At 38.3% G+C, this 18,225-nt stretch carries 12 protein-coding genes; 9 read left to right on the top strand and 3 right to left on the bottom strand.

Annotated features, from left to right (window positions below; genetic code table 11):
* Window positions 1-5: 5 nt before the first annotated feature.
* Window positions 6-644, bottom strand: a complete 639-nt coding sequence (locus tag C3V42_RS05670) for a YtjB family periplasmic protein (RefSeq protein WP_106013949.1) — start codon at window positions 642-644, stop codon at window positions 6-8.
* A 56-nt stretch (window positions 645-700) separates the two neighbouring features.
* Here C3V42_RS05670 and serB point away from each other — a divergent pair, with 56 nt between their 5' ends.
* From serB to ispC, 6 genes are all read left to right on the top strand, one after another.
* Window positions 701-1,645: a phosphoserine phosphatase gene (gene serB, locus C3V42_RS05675; protein WP_048952760.1), complete on the top strand. Its 945-nt coding sequence runs from the start codon at window positions 701-703 to the stop codon at window positions 1,643-1,645.
* 17 nt (window positions 1,646-1,662) lie between these two features.
* The gene (locus C3V42_RS05680) at window positions 1,663-2,154 is read left to right on the top strand and encodes a YajQ family cyclic di-GMP-binding protein (protein WP_005629625.1); all 492 of its coding nucleotides are present in this window, start codon (window positions 1,663-1,665) and stop codon (window positions 2,152-2,154) included.
* Window positions 2,155-2,237: 83 nt separating this feature from the next.
* A complete protein-coding gene (gene hslO, locus C3V42_RS05685) occupies window positions 2,238-3,119 on the top strand; it encodes an Hsp33 family molecular chaperone HslO (protein ID WP_048952761.1) in 882 nt (293 codons plus the stop codon).
* Between the two features lie 173 nt (window positions 3,120-3,292).
* The gene (gene pckA / locus C3V42_RS05690; RefSeq protein WP_046939458.1) at window positions 3,293-4,909 is read left to right on the top strand and encodes a phosphoenolpyruvate carboxykinase (ATP); all 1,617 of its coding nucleotides are present in this window, start codon (window positions 3,293-3,295) and stop codon (window positions 4,907-4,909) included.
* A gap of 150 nt (window positions 4,910-5,059) precedes the next feature.
* On the top strand, window positions 5,060-5,617 hold the full coding sequence (gene frr / locus C3V42_RS05695; RefSeq protein WP_106013950.1) for a ribosome recycling factor: 558 nt from the start codon (window positions 5,060-5,062) through the stop codon (window positions 5,615-5,617).
* A 109-nt stretch (window positions 5,618-5,726) separates the two neighbouring features.
* Window positions 5,727-6,914: a 1-deoxy-D-xylulose-5-phosphate reductoisomerase gene (gene ispC, locus C3V42_RS05700; RefSeq protein WP_106013951.1), complete on the top strand. Its 1,188-nt coding sequence runs from the start codon at window positions 5,727-5,729 to the stop codon at window positions 6,912-6,914.
* Between the two features lie 109 nt (window positions 6,915-7,023).
* On the opposite strand, the gene C3V42_RS05705 is transcribed toward ispC, so the two are convergent.
* Together C3V42_RS05705 and gss are read right to left on the bottom strand one after the other, a co-directional pair.
* The gene (locus tag C3V42_RS05705; RefSeq protein ID WP_106013952.1) at window positions 7,024-11,538 is read right to left on the bottom strand and encodes a S6 family peptidase; all 4,515 of its coding nucleotides are present in this window, start codon (window positions 11,536-11,538) and stop codon (window positions 7,024-7,026) included.
* 130 nt (window positions 11,539-11,668) lie between these two features.
* Entirely contained in the window at window positions 11,669-13,564 is a 1,896-nt protein-coding gene (gss, locus tag C3V42_RS05710; RefSeq protein WP_106013953.1) for a bifunctional glutathionylspermidine amidase/synthase, read from the bottom strand.
* A 229-nt stretch (window positions 13,565-13,793) separates the two neighbouring features.
* On the opposite strand from gss, the gene yedE reads away from it, so the two are divergent.
* The 3 genes from yedE (at window position 13,794) to rlmB (ending at window position 18,103) form a co-directional block, all read left to right on the top strand.
* Window positions 13,794-14,852 (top strand): YedE family putative selenium transporter, encoded by a 1,059-nt coding sequence (yedE, locus tag C3V42_RS05715; RefSeq protein ID WP_106013954.1) that lies wholly within the window; start codon window positions 13,794-13,796, stop codon window positions 14,850-14,852.
* A 103-nt stretch (window positions 14,853-14,955) separates the two neighbouring features.
* A complete protein-coding gene (rnr, locus tag C3V42_RS05720) occupies window positions 14,956-17,304 on the top strand; it encodes a ribonuclease R (RefSeq protein WP_106013955.1) in 2,349 nt (782 codons plus the stop codon).
* A 55-nt stretch (window positions 17,305-17,359) separates the two neighbouring features.
* On the top strand, window positions 17,360-18,103 hold the full coding sequence (gene rlmB, locus C3V42_RS05725; RefSeq protein WP_065265410.1) for a 23S rRNA (guanosine(2251)-2'-O)-methyltransferase RlmB: 744 nt from the start codon (window positions 17,360-17,362) through the stop codon (window positions 18,101-18,103).
* Window positions 18,104-18,225 lie beyond the last annotated feature (122 nt).

An 18,225-nucleotide genomic window follows, 5' to 3' on the forward strand; every position in this document is an offset into this window, starting at 1 on the left:
AATAATCAAATTCTACGGCGACGCTGGTGAAAACGCGTGCTACTCGATTTTACTTTCAAATTTACCGCACTTTTTTTCTCTTTGGGTTTGCGATAAGTCCGTCGATAGTGACTTAAAAAATAATGAATAGAGCTTGCCATCACCGCGCCAAGTAAAAAGACAATAATGAGTTCACCATATAATTGGTGAAAAATTTGATTAATTTTTGATTGGTTAGATTGCGTATATTGGGCATCAATGGTGACACGTAAAAATCCTTTAATGCCGCTTTGGGCGTAAAGTGGCTCTACAATTTGTTGATTATTTTTATCGGGTGAATTGTGAGTCTCGCGACTTTGAGCCAGTAATTTTCCTTCGCCATCATATAAGCTCGCATCTAAAATAAAGTCTTCTTTGACTATTTGATCAAGATTGTCCGTTAATTGCTCTGTTTTAGCATTATTTGTGAGTAAAACTGAAAATAAATTGGCTTGTTGACGAACTAAAATATGTGAGATGTTCGCCACTTGGTTTACGCTAGCAAATTGTGAACTCAGCTTAAATTGTTTTACACCAAATAAGATAACGCCAAGTGCAGTTAGGCTTAGCACAATAATCGTTGTAAGCATGGTTGATTTGATTAGTTTTTCTTTAATTATTTGCACTTTTTCAACTCACATCGGTTAAAATCTTTTCATTCGCCACAATTTACAGGATTTTTATGCAAATTCAACGTTTCGAAAGCATTACACAAAAATACCCACAATTTCCTACCGCGCTTTTAGCCAATGAGGATCCAATACAGAGCGGAGAGCCTTTTATCTTATACGGCACAAAGTTGGACATGACTAAACTGGAAAATTTTCAACAAAAGTGCGGTCAAAATTTTCAGATTTTTGATGTTTGGATGGTGGAGAAAAATATTGTCGTTTTATTGAAAGGCCAGTGGTTTGTTGATTTCATTAACTTTGCTCATGACCTTGAAGTAGATATTGCTAAATTAGATTTTAGTCCTAAATTGTCTCAAGCTGGGTTGTTGGTGATGGATATGGATTCTACCGCTATTCAAATTGAGTGTATTGATGAAATTGCGAAACTAGCAGGTGTTGGCGAACTTGTTTCTGCGATTACGGAAAGTGCAATGAGAGGCGAATTAGATTTCGAGCAAAGTTTGCGTCGTCGAGTTGGTACATTAAAAGGTGCGCCAGAAAGCATTTTGCAGCAAGTTAGAGAGAATTTGCCGCTAATGCCTGGATTAGTTGAAACGATCCAAACCTTACAGAAATATGGTTGGAAAACCGCAATTGCTTCAGGTGGATTTACTTATTTTGCGGATTATTTGAAAGCGTTATTACAGCTTGATTTTGCTGCATCAAATCAATTTGATATTGAGGATGGAAAACTCACTGGCTTAGTTAAAGGCGATGTGGTTGATGCCCAATACAAGGCTAAAACGTTGCAACGTTTGTTAGAGGAATACGCTATTGATTCACAACATTCTATTGCTATTGGTGATGGGGCAAATGACTTGGCAATGATGAATGTGGCGGGGTTAGGCGTTGCATTCCATGCTAAACCTAAAGTGCAACAACAAGCGCAAATTGTGATAAACTTCGCCGACTTAACCGCACTTTTATGCCTTTTAAGTGCTAATGATCGAATTTAATAAAATGGGAGAAGACTATGCCATCTTTTGATATTGTTTCTGAAATTACTTTACACGAAGTCCGTAATGCAGTGGAAAATGCAAACCGAGTGCTTAGCACGCGTTATGATTTTCGTGGTGTAGAAGCGGTAATTGAATTAAATGAAAAAAATGAAACGATTAAAATCACCACTGAATCTGATTTCCAACTTGAACAATTAATTGAGATTTTAATTGGATCTTGTATTAAACGTGGTATTGAGCACAGTTCTTTAGATATTCCAGCAGAAAGTGAACACCACGGTAAACTTTATAGTAAAGAAATTAAACTTAAACAGGGTATTGAAACAGAGATGGCGAAGAAAATTACTAAATTAGTAAAAGATTCTAAAATCAAAGTTCAAACTCAAATTCAAGGTGAGCAAGTGCGTGTGACAGGTAAGTCACGCGATGACTTACAGGCAGTCATTCAACTTGTTAAAGGCGCTGAATTAGGCCAACCATTCCAATTTAATAATTTTAGAGACTAGGATATAGTTATTGGGGTTTAAACTCATAGAAGTATGCAAAATTACCGCATATTTTTCAATGTATTATCGATGAGAAATAGTTAATGACAGAACAGGAAAAACATATTCAAGACAATGACAAGCTTTACCGTTATCTTTTCCAAAATCGTGCGGTTCGAGGGGAATGGGTTCGCTTAAATAAAACATTCACTGATACATTAAATACCCATCACTATCCTAAAGCAGTACAGGATTTATTGGGTGAAATAATGGTGGCGACTAATTTGCTTACTGCCACACTAAAATTTGACGGCAATATCACCGTACAAATTCAAGGCGATGGTCCATTACGCTTAGCATTAGTAAATGGCAATGATCAACAACAAATCCGCGCCCTTGCTCGAGTAGATGGCAACATCACTGAAAATATGAGTCTGCACAATATGATTGGCAAAGGCGTATTGGTCATTACTATTGCACCAAAAGAAGGCGAACGCTATCAAGGTGTAATTAGCTTAGATAAACCGACGATCACAGAATGCTTAGAAGATTATTTTGTACGCTCAGAACAGCTTCAAACTCAATTAATTATTCGTACTGGAGAATATGAAGGAAAGCCGGTGGCAGCAGGTATGCTATTACAGATTATGCCTGATGGTTCTGGTACACCAGAAGATTTTGAGCATTTAACTACGCTCGCAGCAACAGTAAAAGATGAAGAATTATTTGGTCTCCCTGCAGAAGAGTTACTTTATCGTTTGTATCATGAAGAGACCGTCAATCTTTATCCAGCACAAGATGTACAATTTTTCTGTGGCTGCTCTGCAGAGCGTTCTGGTTCTGCATTACTTCTCATCTCTGATGAAGAAATTGACGAAATATTAGCCGAGCATAAAGGCAGTATTGATATGCAATGTGAGTGTTGCGGCACACATTATTTCTTTAACAAAGAAGCAATTGAAAAATTAAAATCAACAAAACTTTAAAATCAATCCCGACGCTATGTCGGGATTTTTGATCTACATCATCAATACACCTAAAAATAGGTAATGAAGAGCTATAATTTTTCAAAAATGAGATCTAGTTAACATTTTTTTGCATTGACATTCTTTAGAATAGGCGACAGTTAAATTTTAATCTTAAATATTAGAGGTGACTTATGACAGACTTAAACAAAGTAGTAAAAGAACTTGAAGCTCTAGGCATTTATGACGTAAAAGAAGTTGTCTACAATCCAAGTTACGAGCAATTGTTCGAAGAAGAAACCAATCCAGGTTTAGAAGGCTTTGAAAAAGGTACTTTAACTACGACTGGTGCAGTAGCTGTAGATACTGGTATCTTCACTGGCCGTTCACCAAAAGATAAATATATCGTGTTAGATGAAAAAACCAAAGATACTGTTTGGTGGACATCTGAAGCAGCAAAAAATGACAACAAACCAATGAATCAAGCTACATGGCAAAGTTTAAAAGACTTGGTGACTAACCAACTTTCTCGTAAACGCTTATTTGTGGTTGATGGCTTCTGTGGCGCTAGCGAACACGACCGTATTGCAGTACGTATTGTCACTGAAGTTGCATGGCAAGCACACTTTGTGAAGAATATGTTTATTCGCCCAACTGAAGAACAACTCAAAAATTTTGAACCAGATTTCGTTGTAATGAACGGTTCTAAAGTAACCAATCCAAACTGGAAAGAACAAGGTTTAAATTCAGAAAACTTCGTTGCCTTCAACTTAACTGAGCGCATTCAATTAATCGGTGGTACTTGGTACGGCGGTGAAATGAAAAAAGGTATGTTCTCAATGATGAACTACTTCCTACCACTTAAAGGTGTAGGTGCAATGCACTGCTCAGCTAACGTTGGTAAAGATGGCGATGTAGCTATCTTCTTCGGCTTATCTGGTACAGGTAAAACAACCCTTTCAACCGATCCAAAACGTGAATTAATCGGTGACGATGAACACGGTTGGGATGATGTGGGTATCTTTAACTTTGAAGGTGGTTGCTATGCGAAAACCATTCACCTTTCAGAAGAAAATGAACCTGATATTTACCGCGCTATCCGTCGCGATGCATTATTAGAAAACGTGGTTGTTCGTGCAGATGGTTCTGTTGATTTTGATGATGGTTCAAAAACAGAAAATACTCGCGTGTCTTACCCAATTTATCACATCGATAACATTGTAAAACCAGTTTCTCGTGCTGGCCACGCAACTAAAGTTATTTTCTTAACTGCAGATGCATTTGGCGTATTACCACCAGTATCTAAATTGACACCAGAACAAACTAAATACTACTTCTTATCTGGTTTCACAGCAAAATTAGCAGGTACTGAACGTGGTATTACTGAACCAACTCCAACTTTCTCAGCATGTTTTGGTGCAGCGTTCTTAACCCTTCACCCAACTCAATATGCAGAAGTGTTAGTAAAACGTATGCAAGCAGCAGGTGCTGAAGCTTACTTAGTGAATACTGGTTGGAATGGTACAGGCAAACGTATCTCAATCAAAGATACTCGCGGAATCATTGATGCAATCTTAGATGGCTCAATTGAAAAAGCTGAAATGGGCGAATTACCAATCTTCAACTTAGCAATTCCTAAAGCATTACCAGGTGTAGATTCTGCAATCTTGGATCCTCGTGATACTTACGCGGATAAAGCACAATGGCAATCAAAAGCTGAAGACTTAGCAGGTCGCTTTGTGAAAAACTTTGTTAAATATGCCACTAACGAAGAAGGCAAAGCTTTAATTGCAGCTGGTCCTAAAGCTTAATTAAAAGTACTAAAAATATTAACCGCACTTTGGGTGACTGAAGTGCGGTCATTTTTTATCTGTTTTCAAGATGATAAATGTATTCAAAAATTGACAAAAATCCAGTAAAATCACCGAGTTTTAACTTTCGTCAATTAAAAGGACAATGCAATGCTTAACCAAATTAAAAAAGATGCTCAAGATCGTATGGAAAAAAGCCTTGAAGCATTAAAAAGCCATATTTCGAAAATCCGTACTGGTCGTGCACAACCGAGTTTACTTGATGCAATTCAAGTTGAATATTATGGTGCAGCGACGCCACTTCGCCAATTAGCAAACGTAGTAGCAGAAGATGCACGTACTTTAGCTGTAACTGTTTTTGATCGTTCTTTAATCTCTGCGGTAGAAAAAGCAATTTTAACCTCAGATTTAGGTTTAAACCCATCTTCAGCGGGTACCACAATCCGTGTTCCACTTCCGCCATTAACAGAAGAACGCCGTCGCGATTTAATCAAAATTGTAAAAGGCGAAGGTGAACAAGGTAAAGTTGCGGTGCGTAACGTTCGTCGTGATGCGAATGATAAAATCAAAGCATTATTAAAAGACAAAGAAATCAGCGAAAACGAACAACATAAAGCAGAAGAAGAAATCCAAAAAATCACAGATATTTACATTAAAAAAGTAGATGAAGTATTGGCGGATAAAGAAAAAGAATTAATGGATTTCTAATCATAAAAAATGCAAAAGGCAGGCAGTTTTGTCTGCCTTTATTTTATTAGGTATGCTTATTTAGACGTACCAATGAAAATATAATCAACAAAAGTGCGGTAAAGATTCTATGCAAAAACAAAACATTGTCATTCTTGGTTCAACGGGATCAATCGGTAAGAGTACCCTTTCTGTTATCGAAAATAATCCTCAAAAATATCATGCATTTGCACTCGTAGGCGGAAAAAATGTAGAAGCAATGTTTGAACAATGCATAAAATTCCGACCGCACTTTGCGGCGCTTGATGATGTAAATGCGGCTAAAATTTTACGTGAGAAATTAATTGCGCATCATATTCCAACGGAAGTATTAGCAGGACAACAAGCTATTTGTGAACTTGCAGCACATCCTGATGCCGATCAGATAATGGCGTCGATTGTTGGTGCAGCAGGATTGTTACCGACTCTTTCAGCGGTTAAAGCGGGTAAACGGGTATTACTGGCAAATAAAGAATCACTGGTAACCTGCGGACAGCTTTTTATTGATGCTGTAAAAAACTATGGAGCGAAGCTTTTACCAGTAGATAGTGAACATAATGCGATCTTTCAATCGTTACCGCCAGAAGCACAAGAAAAAATTGGTTTTTGCCCACTTTCTGAATTAGGTGTAAGTAAAATTATACTCACTGGGTCTGGCGGACCATTCCGTTACACGCCACTTGAACAATTCACCAACATCATACCAGAACAAGCGGTTGCACACCCTAATTGGTCTATGGGTAAAAAAATCTCTGTCGATTCAGCCACAATGATGAATAAAGGCTTAGAATACATTGAGGCTCGCTGGCTTTTCAACGCAAGTGCGGAAGAAATGGAAGTCATTATTCATCCACAATCAATTATTCATTCTATGGTACGTTATGTTGACGGCTCAGTCATTGCTCAAATGGGAAATCCAGATATGCGTACACCAATTGCAGAAACTATGGCATATCCTCACCGCACTTTTGCTGGAGTAGAACCACTCGATTTCTTTAAAATCAAAGAACTGACGTTTATTGAACCTGATTTTAATCGCTATCCAAATTTAAAACTGGCTATTGATGCCTTTGCTGCGGGTCAATATGCGACAACAGCAATGAATGCAGCTAATGAAATTGCTGTACAAGCATTTTTAGATCGTCAAATTAGTTTTATGGATATTGCAAAAATTAATGAGCGTACTATTGAGAAGATTACACCGCAATCTATTCAATATATTGACGATGTATTGGAAATTGATCATTTAGCGAGAAAGATTGCTGGAGAACTAATATAAAAGTGTGATGTTGCGTTTATATTCTTATTATGGATGGAGTTTGTTTACTACTAATAAAAAAGTACGGCAAAACATAGCCGTACTTTTTTTATTTACTTACTAGATAATGCTACCAAGTAAAACCGACCTTTAATGAAGCAAATTTCTGTGGTGCCACATCAGATCCCTTAAGTATTCCAATATTCGTGCTAATATTCCACTGTTTAATCTGCGCATTAAAACCAAGTTCATGAGTAAAATAACGTCCGAATTGTTGTTTTAATGCAACATCATTGACACTTAATATACCATCAAGGGCAAGTTTTTGTTGAGTGGCATCATAGTAATTGCTTGAGAAAGTTGGGGTGAATTTTACACCATTTATATCAAAGGTTTTATCTAACATTATACCTGCTCGGTAAGTAGTTAAATATAACGTTTTACTGTTGATATTTGCACCATCTAATTGGTAGTTTGTGCTAGATAGACGGTAGTAGCGCATACCAACTGAAGGTGTGACGTGAATTCCCCAGTCTAAAGAAGCCCCAATATTTCCACCTGCACTAAAAATATTACGGTGGAACGTTTTGTTTTCTTCGTCAAATTTTACATTGTTACGGCTGCGTCCATAACCTAAGTCAAAACTTGCAAAGACACCATTATTCCACTCGCCTTTAACAAAACCATTTATGCCTGTTAGTCGGCTTGTACCCGATACATTTTCATCAAACTCATTATTCGCACGAGAATGAGAAAGCACCGCACCAATTTGCATATTCGAATTTAATGTCTGAGCGACGCCAACTTGAGTCAATGTTAAATTTTGCTTATATGGACGATTATAGTCGGAGCGATAAGTTCTCTGACTAGCTTCCGTATTCACCCAAACATTAGATTTATCTTGGCTTAATAAATGACGCTCTAAATTTCGTCCAATTTGTAATACCGAATTAACGTTTGCAGAAAGCTCTGATAAAGCCGTATTGGAATAACGACTGATCAATTGAGCCTGTACAGGTATTGCCACATTTTCAGGTATCTCACCTAAGAAATGATTAATATCACCTAAAGTTGTATAAGTATCTTCAAGCGTATTAATGAGAGATCGTATAGCTTGATCTAAATTTTCTTGCGCAAAATGAACCGCACTTTCATCACCTGATGCTTTAGCATGTTCTAATGCTTCTTGAGCAAATTCTACTTGTTCAATATTTACATCAAGTTCCGCTTCAAAAGCCGCTAGATCACTATCATTTGCGACTTTAGCAACTTTTCGACATACATCAGATGAAAGCCCTTGGGCTGTGCAAAGTTTTTGCGCTTGTGCAATTTTATTTGCATAACCCACTTGTAAACGATTTAATTCTGCTTGCAAATTACCTTGTTGAGATGAAAGTGAATTAACTTCATTTTTTATTGAATTAACACCATTAAGTACCGAAGATACTTGTTGCGTATAATAATTTGCTTGAGAATTAAGGTTGCGATATTCATTACGTTGATTTTCTAATTTAGACTTATATTGCGTAAATTGCTCATATAATCGTCGACGTTTAATAAAACGGATACGAGGCGTACGATTGTATTCATTAAAAGCATTATCAATTTGATTATTGGTTTGGTTTATATCTGAAAGCAATCGTGCAACATGTGATTTATAAGTATTTTCTTTTGCTTTCACATCCTCATATTGAGCATTTAATCGATTTAGCTCTTGTTGTTTTTGATTAAGTAATTGATGCACTTTATCAAATTCACGCTGACTATTTGCAATAAGTTGCTCATTACCTTGAAAAGACTGTTCAGCCTCGCGCAACGGGTTATATAAGCGATAATCATTGTTGCGATTAGCTAAAATATAACGATATGCCCCTAAATCAACATAACCATTTTCAAGTGCGAAACGAGCTTGCCCCATTCGCTGATTTGGATGATTTAATTTAACAAGGCTTAATGGATTTACTTCATTAGGCTCTTTCCCCGTATTTTTTACAGAAAGGATATAAGAACCAGAGGCAAGCCCATTTACTGTAATATGATCGCCTCTACGTTCCGCCACATTCGTTAAGAAACGGAAGTGACCATTCCCTGTCAATTTTCCATTAATTGTTAACTCATTAAATTGAACCCAACCACGATAGTTTTTATTCACATCATCATAGCCTGTATTTAATGTGATCTGGCTATTCGGTAAAAGATCTAAATTTCCTACTGCACTATTTCCATTCAATGTCCATTGGCTATTAGGTTGTAAACGAATTTGTGTCATTGGCATCGCATTAATACGCCCAACTAAATGCGCTTTACCTAAATTAAGCTGGCTATTATTTTTTAAATCAATGTTACCGAATACAACTGTAACAGGCATGCGATTAAAAGCTAAATTCCCTAAAGTCTTATTCTCAGAACAAGCTGTGTAACCTGTATAAGATTCACGAATGCATTCATTGGATTTACCTTGGGTAAAACCTAGCTGAATTTGGGCTTGATGTCGAGCGTTGAAATTCCCTTCTAATAAGCTTACATTACGACTACTTTCTAGTTTTGCATTGCCTGAAACATTAAATTCACGCGCTTTGAATTGGCGATTAATCCAACTATTTTCATCTATAACTTCTTTTTGGTTTAAATGATCATAAGCGTGAGGAGTGGGAATACCTGAAAGTACTAAGTGCCCCGCTGATACGTTTAAATTACCATTTAAATTCGTACCGCCGTTCAATACAAGCACACTATTGTAATAGTTAGGGTTGTAATTAAACGTTAACGCACCGTTATAACGTTGAGAATCATACTCGCCAAGGAAACCACTAAACGTATCTAAACGTTTTTTAGAATTTTCTTTTAAAACCTCATTTCTTACAACTTTTTGTTTGTCGTTACCTAAAAATTCCCAATCATTGGTGGTTGTCATATCCAAAGGGAAATAAGCTCGAGGATTTTTCCCATCTTTTAGACGGAAATAATCTAATCGGTTATTTCTGTGGATGTTTTTATATTCATAAAGCGCAAATGAAGTAGTTGGTTCCTCTCCCCACTTTACCCATTCTATATTTTGAGCTGTTACATCATTACGACCAATTACATTAATTTCAGCGGCGTAAGTGCGGTGATTATTGACAATTTTTGCACCGTCATCAGTATTTTGAATACGATGAAAAGTAAGCGAATTTCCATTAACATCTAATTGCCCACCTCGGAAACCAAAGTAAATATTGTCTGGATTGACCTGCTTATTATTGGCAAGAATAACCGTTCCTCGGCCACTTGTTATCCCAACTTGATTAAAAGCTTGCTGCTGTCCATTAAACGGCTTTTGATCAAGTACTACAGTTCCATCGCCTACACTAATATCACCTAGGTTTTTGCCTTGGCCATCAACATAAAGTGTGCCCGTTCCTAATTTTGACAGACGGTCATTAATAGGATTTTTTACGCGCCAATGAACCGTTTTATCACCGTTAACGACAATTCCCGCTCCTAGCCAAGTCGTATCATTATTTTCTGCGCGAACAATGGTATTTTGATTGAAGTATAAAGCCCCCGCACCTTGGTTAATACTATCTTTAAGGATTAGAGTTGAACCATCACCACCTTGGAAATGAATAGTTTTACCATTATCTAAAGAAGGGCGTTGCGTATTTTGATCTAATGATTTTTTAGATGAACTTTCTAATGCTACATGAATATTTTCAGTACCATTTTTTAATACACTATCGCCATTACCTAAATTCCGCCATTGGATCTCTTTAGCGCGAAGTGGAATCTGAATCTCATCATTTTTAAAAGCTTGTGCTATAACATCAGGTTGAATAATCGTATAAATGTTCTCTGTGCGATCATAATTTGCAAAAGTAGATAACACCGCTGCTAATACCCAGCGTTTCTCTTTAGCATCATAAGCAAATAGTGGTGAGCCACTATCACCAGGCAAACCATAAGTTGCTAATCCATCATAAATATCACCATTGAATAACACCCAATTATCCATTGATGAGCGCGGTGTAAGTGGTATACCACCTGTAAGATAGTTGTATGCTGAGGTTAAAGACGTTTTTTCTTTGCCATCTTTACTTCTTAAATATTGACGTCCAGAACCTACTCGTACAAAGTACGGATAACGATTTTTATCTAAAAAAGCGCCATTATGTGGCCCTGTTTTTTTAGCATTATCAAAAGCAATATTATTTAGAGGTATCGGTGCAACTTCGGTCACTAATTTATGTAACCGCGGGGCGTGAAAATCCAATCTGCTATGATTATTTCGCTCTGTAATAAGATAATTAAAATAATGACTATCTGAATTATTGCCACTATCACCAAATTGTACAGAACCATAACCTGAGTTATGTTTTACACTGGCGATATACTGAGGATTAAACAAGGTTGCAATACCACTTACCCTATTTGCCACATGTAAATCAGGCATAGGTAAATTAGGTAATACAGTTGCAATCTTCTGACCTTGTTTATTAAAAACGGGAATATTGCTAGATCCGACTGAAAATTGTCCTTTATTTTCAGCAAAATCACGGAAGAATTGGTAGTCCACATCATTACGGACCATTGAGGCTTGCGCGTAAGAATTCGCAAAAGCAAGACTTAATGCCAAAAGTGTTGGACGAAACAAATTGATTTGATGCATTATGGTTGCCTTATAATTTATAAATAGAAAAATATAAATTCGAGTAAAGTGCGGTAAAAATTCCGTAAATCTTTAAAAATTAGATCCGTTAATTTTACCCTATTTTCGTAGGTAATGCACGGTAACCTGATTATTTCTTTCGTCCAAAAAATACTTTATCCTTCAACACCCTCAAAGGCTGCATATCACTATTTCCCATGATGACACGACTTGAATCAGAACGTAGGCAAGTGCCGCCATAATGCCCTCCCACTGTAAAAGTACAGATTTGCAAATATTGATCTTCCACTTGCGGTAAGCACCAAAGTTGTTGATAAATACTATCTTGCTGACCAAACTGCCCATCGGTTGTGTCTAGCATGGAATTATTTTCACCAATCAATTTAACGTTATCACCCCGGCGACCTGCAATTGGTTTTTGTGCGTAGCCGTTTTGGATTAAGTTCGGTGTAAGATGAAAACTTGCCTCTAACAAATAACGATGATTAGGGAATAAAGACCAAAGCACAGGCAAAATCGCCTTATTACTTGGAATTGCCGTCCAAAGCGGTTCATAAACCAACACTTCAGGGCGAAGTAGTACGTCAATTAACCGCACTTTATCTTCAGGATAACCAGTGCGAATAGGTGGTGCGACTTCCATTCCTGTTGCATCTTCACGAAGTTGTTCCAGCATGGTTTCCCACGCCCAGGTTTTCCAAACAGTTTGAACTTGGTTATTTTCCTCATCAATGAGGCGACCACGATTATCCCAATGTAAACCCTCCGTGCCATGAATAATTTTGGCTTGAAATCCCGCTTGTACCAATGCCTGTTGCATAAACATGGCGTGGTAATCTTCTTCATCATCGTGATCTTGCAGAATATGAACTAATTTTGAGGCTTGACTATGTTGCCAACAATCAGCTAACGCATTACGCAAGCCATCAGACGGATTTTCCCCCAATATGCAACCAGCTTGTTTTGCCCAACGATTCATAATATCGCCTGCCTCAGCATGGCAAGAAGCTGAATCTGCATTATATTCATAGACTTTCAAACCTCGTTCACTCATACAAAAATCTAAACGACCAGTAATCGTTTGATAACGGCGATTTTGCCAAGAAAGTCTTAAGCGTGGCCAAAGGAGTTTCGGAATATTGAAATACTGCAACAGATTATCATCTTTAAGTACCTTGTCTGTCGCATGCAAATACATTAAATGCAGTTCATTAGTGGCGTGAATCAATTCCTGTTGAGCACTTTCAGACATAGCAAAATAGCGATATTGATCAGAATGGCTCACTTTGTGCCCGAGCATTGCCTTAATATATGCCGCATCAAATGGCTCATTTTCATTTAACCATTTCCCATTAAATTGACCGTGATTGTCAACATGATGAGCTTGTAACTGAAGTGCGGTTGATTTTGGGAAAGGTTGGGGTTCTGAAAATTCAGTATCGTTTGTTTGAATCATCCAACCAAGAATTTTAGTATCATCAAAAGTATCTTGTAGAAAATAACCTTGTTCTGAAACAATCATCGGCAATTCACGCGTCCATTGCTGACCACTTGGCAAGCGGGAATGAATCACATTTTGCTCGGCGATTCGAATGCGATCAGGCAATACCTCGGTGATAATTGCCACATGCCCCGTGTGTTTAAATTCGCCCCCTTCTTGCCAAATTAATAAGGAACCAGCTTGAGGTTTACGTTTACAACCATTCGCAAATGCTTGCAAAGGCAACAAGGCATCGTTTACCACTTGGCGTAAAAAACGTAACGAAAAAATTTCATACGCCATACCAACATCGGCAAACACAACACCATGATTGAGATATAAATAACGACGTGCAAATTCCACACACTGCCATTTATAGCCCATATATTCTCGACCTAGATAACTCCGAAATGCGGCATCATTCGGGAACTCTTTATCATCTGCAGTATTGTAATCAGAGGAATAAATTGCCACGCCACCAGGCGCATATCCAAGCAAGCTACCAAAAGGATCGTGGGTAATGATATTGGCGGAACGTTCTGTCATAGTTTCTTCCGAGTAAAAAAATGAACGCTATTAGTATAGATCTTTTATTTTCATTACGGAAATCAATAAAATTTTTACCGCACTTTCGTCCTATCAAATTTTTGATTTATCTCATTTTTTCATCAAATCATTCTTTATCATTTAACTTCTTAGATTAAAATGAACGTGCTTTTCGAGTATTCGAGAGTACACAATTTAGTTTAACTTTAGATATCACAAGGGTTTCATTATGAAAGGATCAAAATGGCCTGTGGTTGCAGGTGCTGCACTTGGTATCATCGCTCCACTACTTACTTATAGCGGAAATCCCGGCAACATGGGATTCTGCGCAGCCTGTTTCTTACGCGATATAGCAGGCTCCATTGGCTTACATCAAGCCGCTCCACTTCAATATATTCGCCCAGAACTCATCGGATTAATTTTCGGTGCGTTAGTGAGTGCGTTATTTGCAAAAGAATTCCGTGCTCGTGGTGGTTCATCACCATTCATTCGCTTAATTTTAGGCGCATTTGCCATGATTGGTGCCCTCACCTTCTTAGGTTGTCCATGGCGGGCATATTTGCGTTTAGGCGGTGGCGATTTATCTGCGATTGCTGGTATTGTCGGTTTATTTGTCGGTGTACTAGGTGGAATTTACTTTAGCAATCGAGGATTTTCTCTCGGTAAATCAAAAGAACAATCGCCTGCTACAGGTTGGATTTCTGTCATTATTGCGGGTTTATTACTTATTGGCGTTATCACACAATTTAGTTTTGGCGAAGGTTTACCGCTTTATTTCTCACAAAAAGGCCCTGGCACACAACATGCATTTTGGACGTTATCTTTAGCCGGTGGGCTAATCGTAGGGGTATTAATGCAAAAATCACGTTTCTGCTCAATCGGTGCATTCCGTAATTTCATTCTATTCCGTGATTCTTCCTTATTGAATGGTGTCATCGCTTTAGTGGTATTTGCTGCTATTACCAATGCTTTACTTGGTCAATTCCATTTAGGGTTTGAACAACAACCTGGCGCACATAATCAATATCTTTGGAACTTCCTCGGTATGGCACTTTGCGGATTATGCTTCGCCCTTGGCGGTGGTTGTCCTGGCAAACATTTGGTTCATCTTGGTGAAGGCGATAATGACTCCGCTATTTTTGTGCTTGGTATGCTTTTGGGTGCAGCCGCTGCACATCGTTTAAGCCTTGCAGCTTCAGGCTCTGGCATTGGTGAATTCACGCCTTACGCTTTAGTTCTTGGATTTATATTCTGCGCCTATATTGGCTTTACCAAAAAATCGGCTTAATTCACTTTCTATCTGCACTCATCACGAGTGCAGATTTTCTTTTCCTTGCATTATCCCCCTTACAGTGTCAAACTCTCCGCACTTTTTAAAACTGTAAAAAATAATGACAAAAAAACGTAAAAACTTAATCAACCAAGATCCGCATTACAAACGAGAATTGGAAAAATACGGCAATCCAATCCCGAGCCGTGAATTCATTTTAAGCGTTATTCGAGACAATAATGCACCGATGAATCGGGATGAAATTTTGACTGCACTTTCCATTCGAAATGAAGATCAAATAGAAGCGATACGTCGCCGATTACGTGCGATGGAAAATGACGGCCAATTAGTGTTCACCAAACGTAAACGCTATGCCTTACCAGAAAAATTAGATTTATTTAAAGGCACGGTAATTGGTCATCGCGAAGGTTTTGGTTTTTTACAGATCGATGGCAAAAAGGATGATTTATTCATTCCGAACCATCAAATGCAAAAAGTCATGCATGGAGATTTTGTCTTAGCGCAACCTGCTGGATTAGATCGTCGTGGTCGCCGTGAAGTGCGAATTGTGCGCGTATTAGAAAGTCGTAAAAAACAAATTGTGGGCCGCTTTTTCTTAGAAAACGGTTTTAGCTATGTGGTACCTGATGACAGTAGAATTGGCCGAGATATTCTCGTGCCTAATGAACATCGTAATGGCGCACGTATGGGACAAGTTGTCGTTGTCGAATTGCAAGAACGCTCTGCCAGTTTTAGCCAGCCAATTGGCGTGATCACTGAAATTCTAGGCGATAATATGGCGAAAGGAATGGAAGTGGAAATCGCCTTGCGTAACCACGATATTCCCCATAAATTTCCAAGTGCGGTGGAAAAATACGTCAAAAAATTCACTGAAGAAGTCCCTGAAGAAGCAAAAAAAGGTCGTGTGGATTTACGCAATTTACTGCTTGTGACCATTGATGGTGAAGATGCTCGCGATTTTGACGATGCTGTTTATTGTGAAAAACATGGCAAAGGCTGGAAACTTTGGGTAGCGATTGCGGATGTCAGTTATTACGTACGTTTGCGTTCCGCTTTGGATGTAGAAGCGCATAATCGTGGTAACTCGGTCTATTTTCCGAACCGAGTTGTACCAATGCTACCTGAAATTTTATCAAACGGCTTATGCTCTCTTAACCCTCAAGTGGATCGTTTGTGTATGGTGTGTGAGATGCAAATTTCTGCCAAAGGTAAGCTAACAGATTATCGCTTTTATGAAGCGGTGATGAATTCTCACGCCCGCCTCACTTATACCAAAGTAGCCAAAATGCTTGAAGGCGATGAAGAATTACGATCTCGTTATTCTACGCTGGTACCTCATTTAGAAGAACTTTATAAACTCTATCAAACTTTGCTTAGTGCACGTCATCAACGTGGTGCAATCGATTTTGAAACCATTGAAACCAAGTTTATTTTCAATGCAATGGGGAGAATTGAGCGCATTGAACCCGTTGTTCGAAATGATGCCCACAAAATCATTGAGGAATGTATGATTCTTGCTAATATCGCAGCCGCCAATTTTATGGAAAAACATAAAGAACCTGCGTTATATCGCATTCATGCCACCCCGAGCGAAGAAAAATTAACATCGTTCCGCACTTTCTTAAGTGAGTTTGGTTTAAATTTAGAAGGTGGCTTAAAACCAACCACAAAAGACTATGCTGCTCTCTTAGAAAAAGTTAAAGAACGACCTGATCATGAACTTATTCAAACAATGTTGCTACGTTCATTAAGTCAGGCTGTCTATCACGCTGATAATATTGGGCACTTTGGTTTGGCTTTGGAAGAGTATGCACACTTTACTTCGCCAATTCGCCGTTATCCGGACTTAACACTTCATCGAGGCATCAAGTATTTACTCGATAAAGAACAAGGCGCAAAACGTAAAACAACGGATACTGGTGGTTATCATTACTCTTTTGATGAAATGGATTTACTTGGCAATCACTGTTCTATGACGGAACGCCGCGCTGACGACGCTACTCGTGAAGTGGCTGATTGGCTGAAATGCGAATATATGCAAGATCATGTCGGCGGTGAATTTAGCGGTGTTATTTCATCTGTGACGGGATTTGGTTTATTTGTACGCTTAGATGATTTATTCATCGATGGTTTAGTTCATATTTCTACCTTAGAAAACGATTATTACCAATTCGATGCAGCAAAACAACGTTTAATTGGCGAAAATAGCGGAATGCAATATCGCTTAGGCGATAAAGTTTGCATCAAAGTTGAGGCGGTACATTTAGAAAATAAAATGGTCGATTTCTCGCTGATGGGGAGTGAACGTAAGCCTCGTCGTGCGGGAAAAACCGCGAAAGAAAAAGCCAAGAAAGTCTTTAAAGAGCTACCCTCTAAAGCCTCCAAAAAACGAAAAAGTGCGGTAAAAAAGAAAGAAGTTTCGAAGAAAACATCTAGAAAACGAAAATAATTCAAATCCCATTGTGGGAATATATTAAAAATTCAAATAAGAAAAAGAGAAATTTATGTCAGAACAAATCTACGGTATTCACGCTGTTAATAGTATTTTAACCCATTCACCAGAACGTTTAATCGAAGTCTTCGTACTTAAAGGCCGTGAAGATAAACGTCTACAGCCACTTTTAAACGAGCTTTATTCCCTAGGAATTGGTGTGCAATTCGTTAATCGACAAACACTTGATAAAAAAGCAGATGGTGAGGTTCATCAAGGTGTCATTGCTCGAGTACAAGCGGCAAAAGAACTTAATGAAAATGATCTTGATGAAGTTCTTGCGAATAAACAAAATCCTCTTTTATTAGTTTTAGATGGCGTGACGGATCCACACAACTTGGGTGCCTGCCTGAGAACAGCTGATGCGGCTGGCGCAGTGGCAGTGATCGTACCAAAAGATAAATCGGCACAATTAACGTCTATCGCGCGTAAAGTTGCTTGTGGTGCAGCAGAAACCGTGCCGTTAATTCGTGTAACCAATCTTTCTCGCACACTACGCGATTTACAGCAAAATCATAATATTTGGGTAGTCGGCACTGCTGGCGAAGCCACTGAAACCATTTATCAAAGCAAACTGACAGGGCCACTAGCACTTGTTATGGGAGCTGAAGGCGAAGGAATGCGCCGTTTAACGCGTGAACATTGCGATCAACTGATTAGCATTCCAATGGCTGGTTCAGTTTCATCATTAAATGTATCTGTCGCAACAGGGGTATGTTTATTTGAAATTGTGCGTCAGCGTTTAGCATACATTTAAGTTGGAAGCGTTGTAAATTTCACCACTCTTTTATTTTCCTTTTTCGTTAAAGAAAATAAATTCCCTCAAAAGGTTGAAAAATAGGGGGATTTATTGCGATAATCTAAACCATTTCGGGAAAA

Source organism: Haemophilus sp. oral taxon 036, assembly GCF_002998595.1.
GTDB classification, from domain to species: Bacteria; Pseudomonadota; Gammaproteobacteria; order Enterobacterales; family Pasteurellaceae; genus Haemophilus; species Haemophilus haemolyticus_K.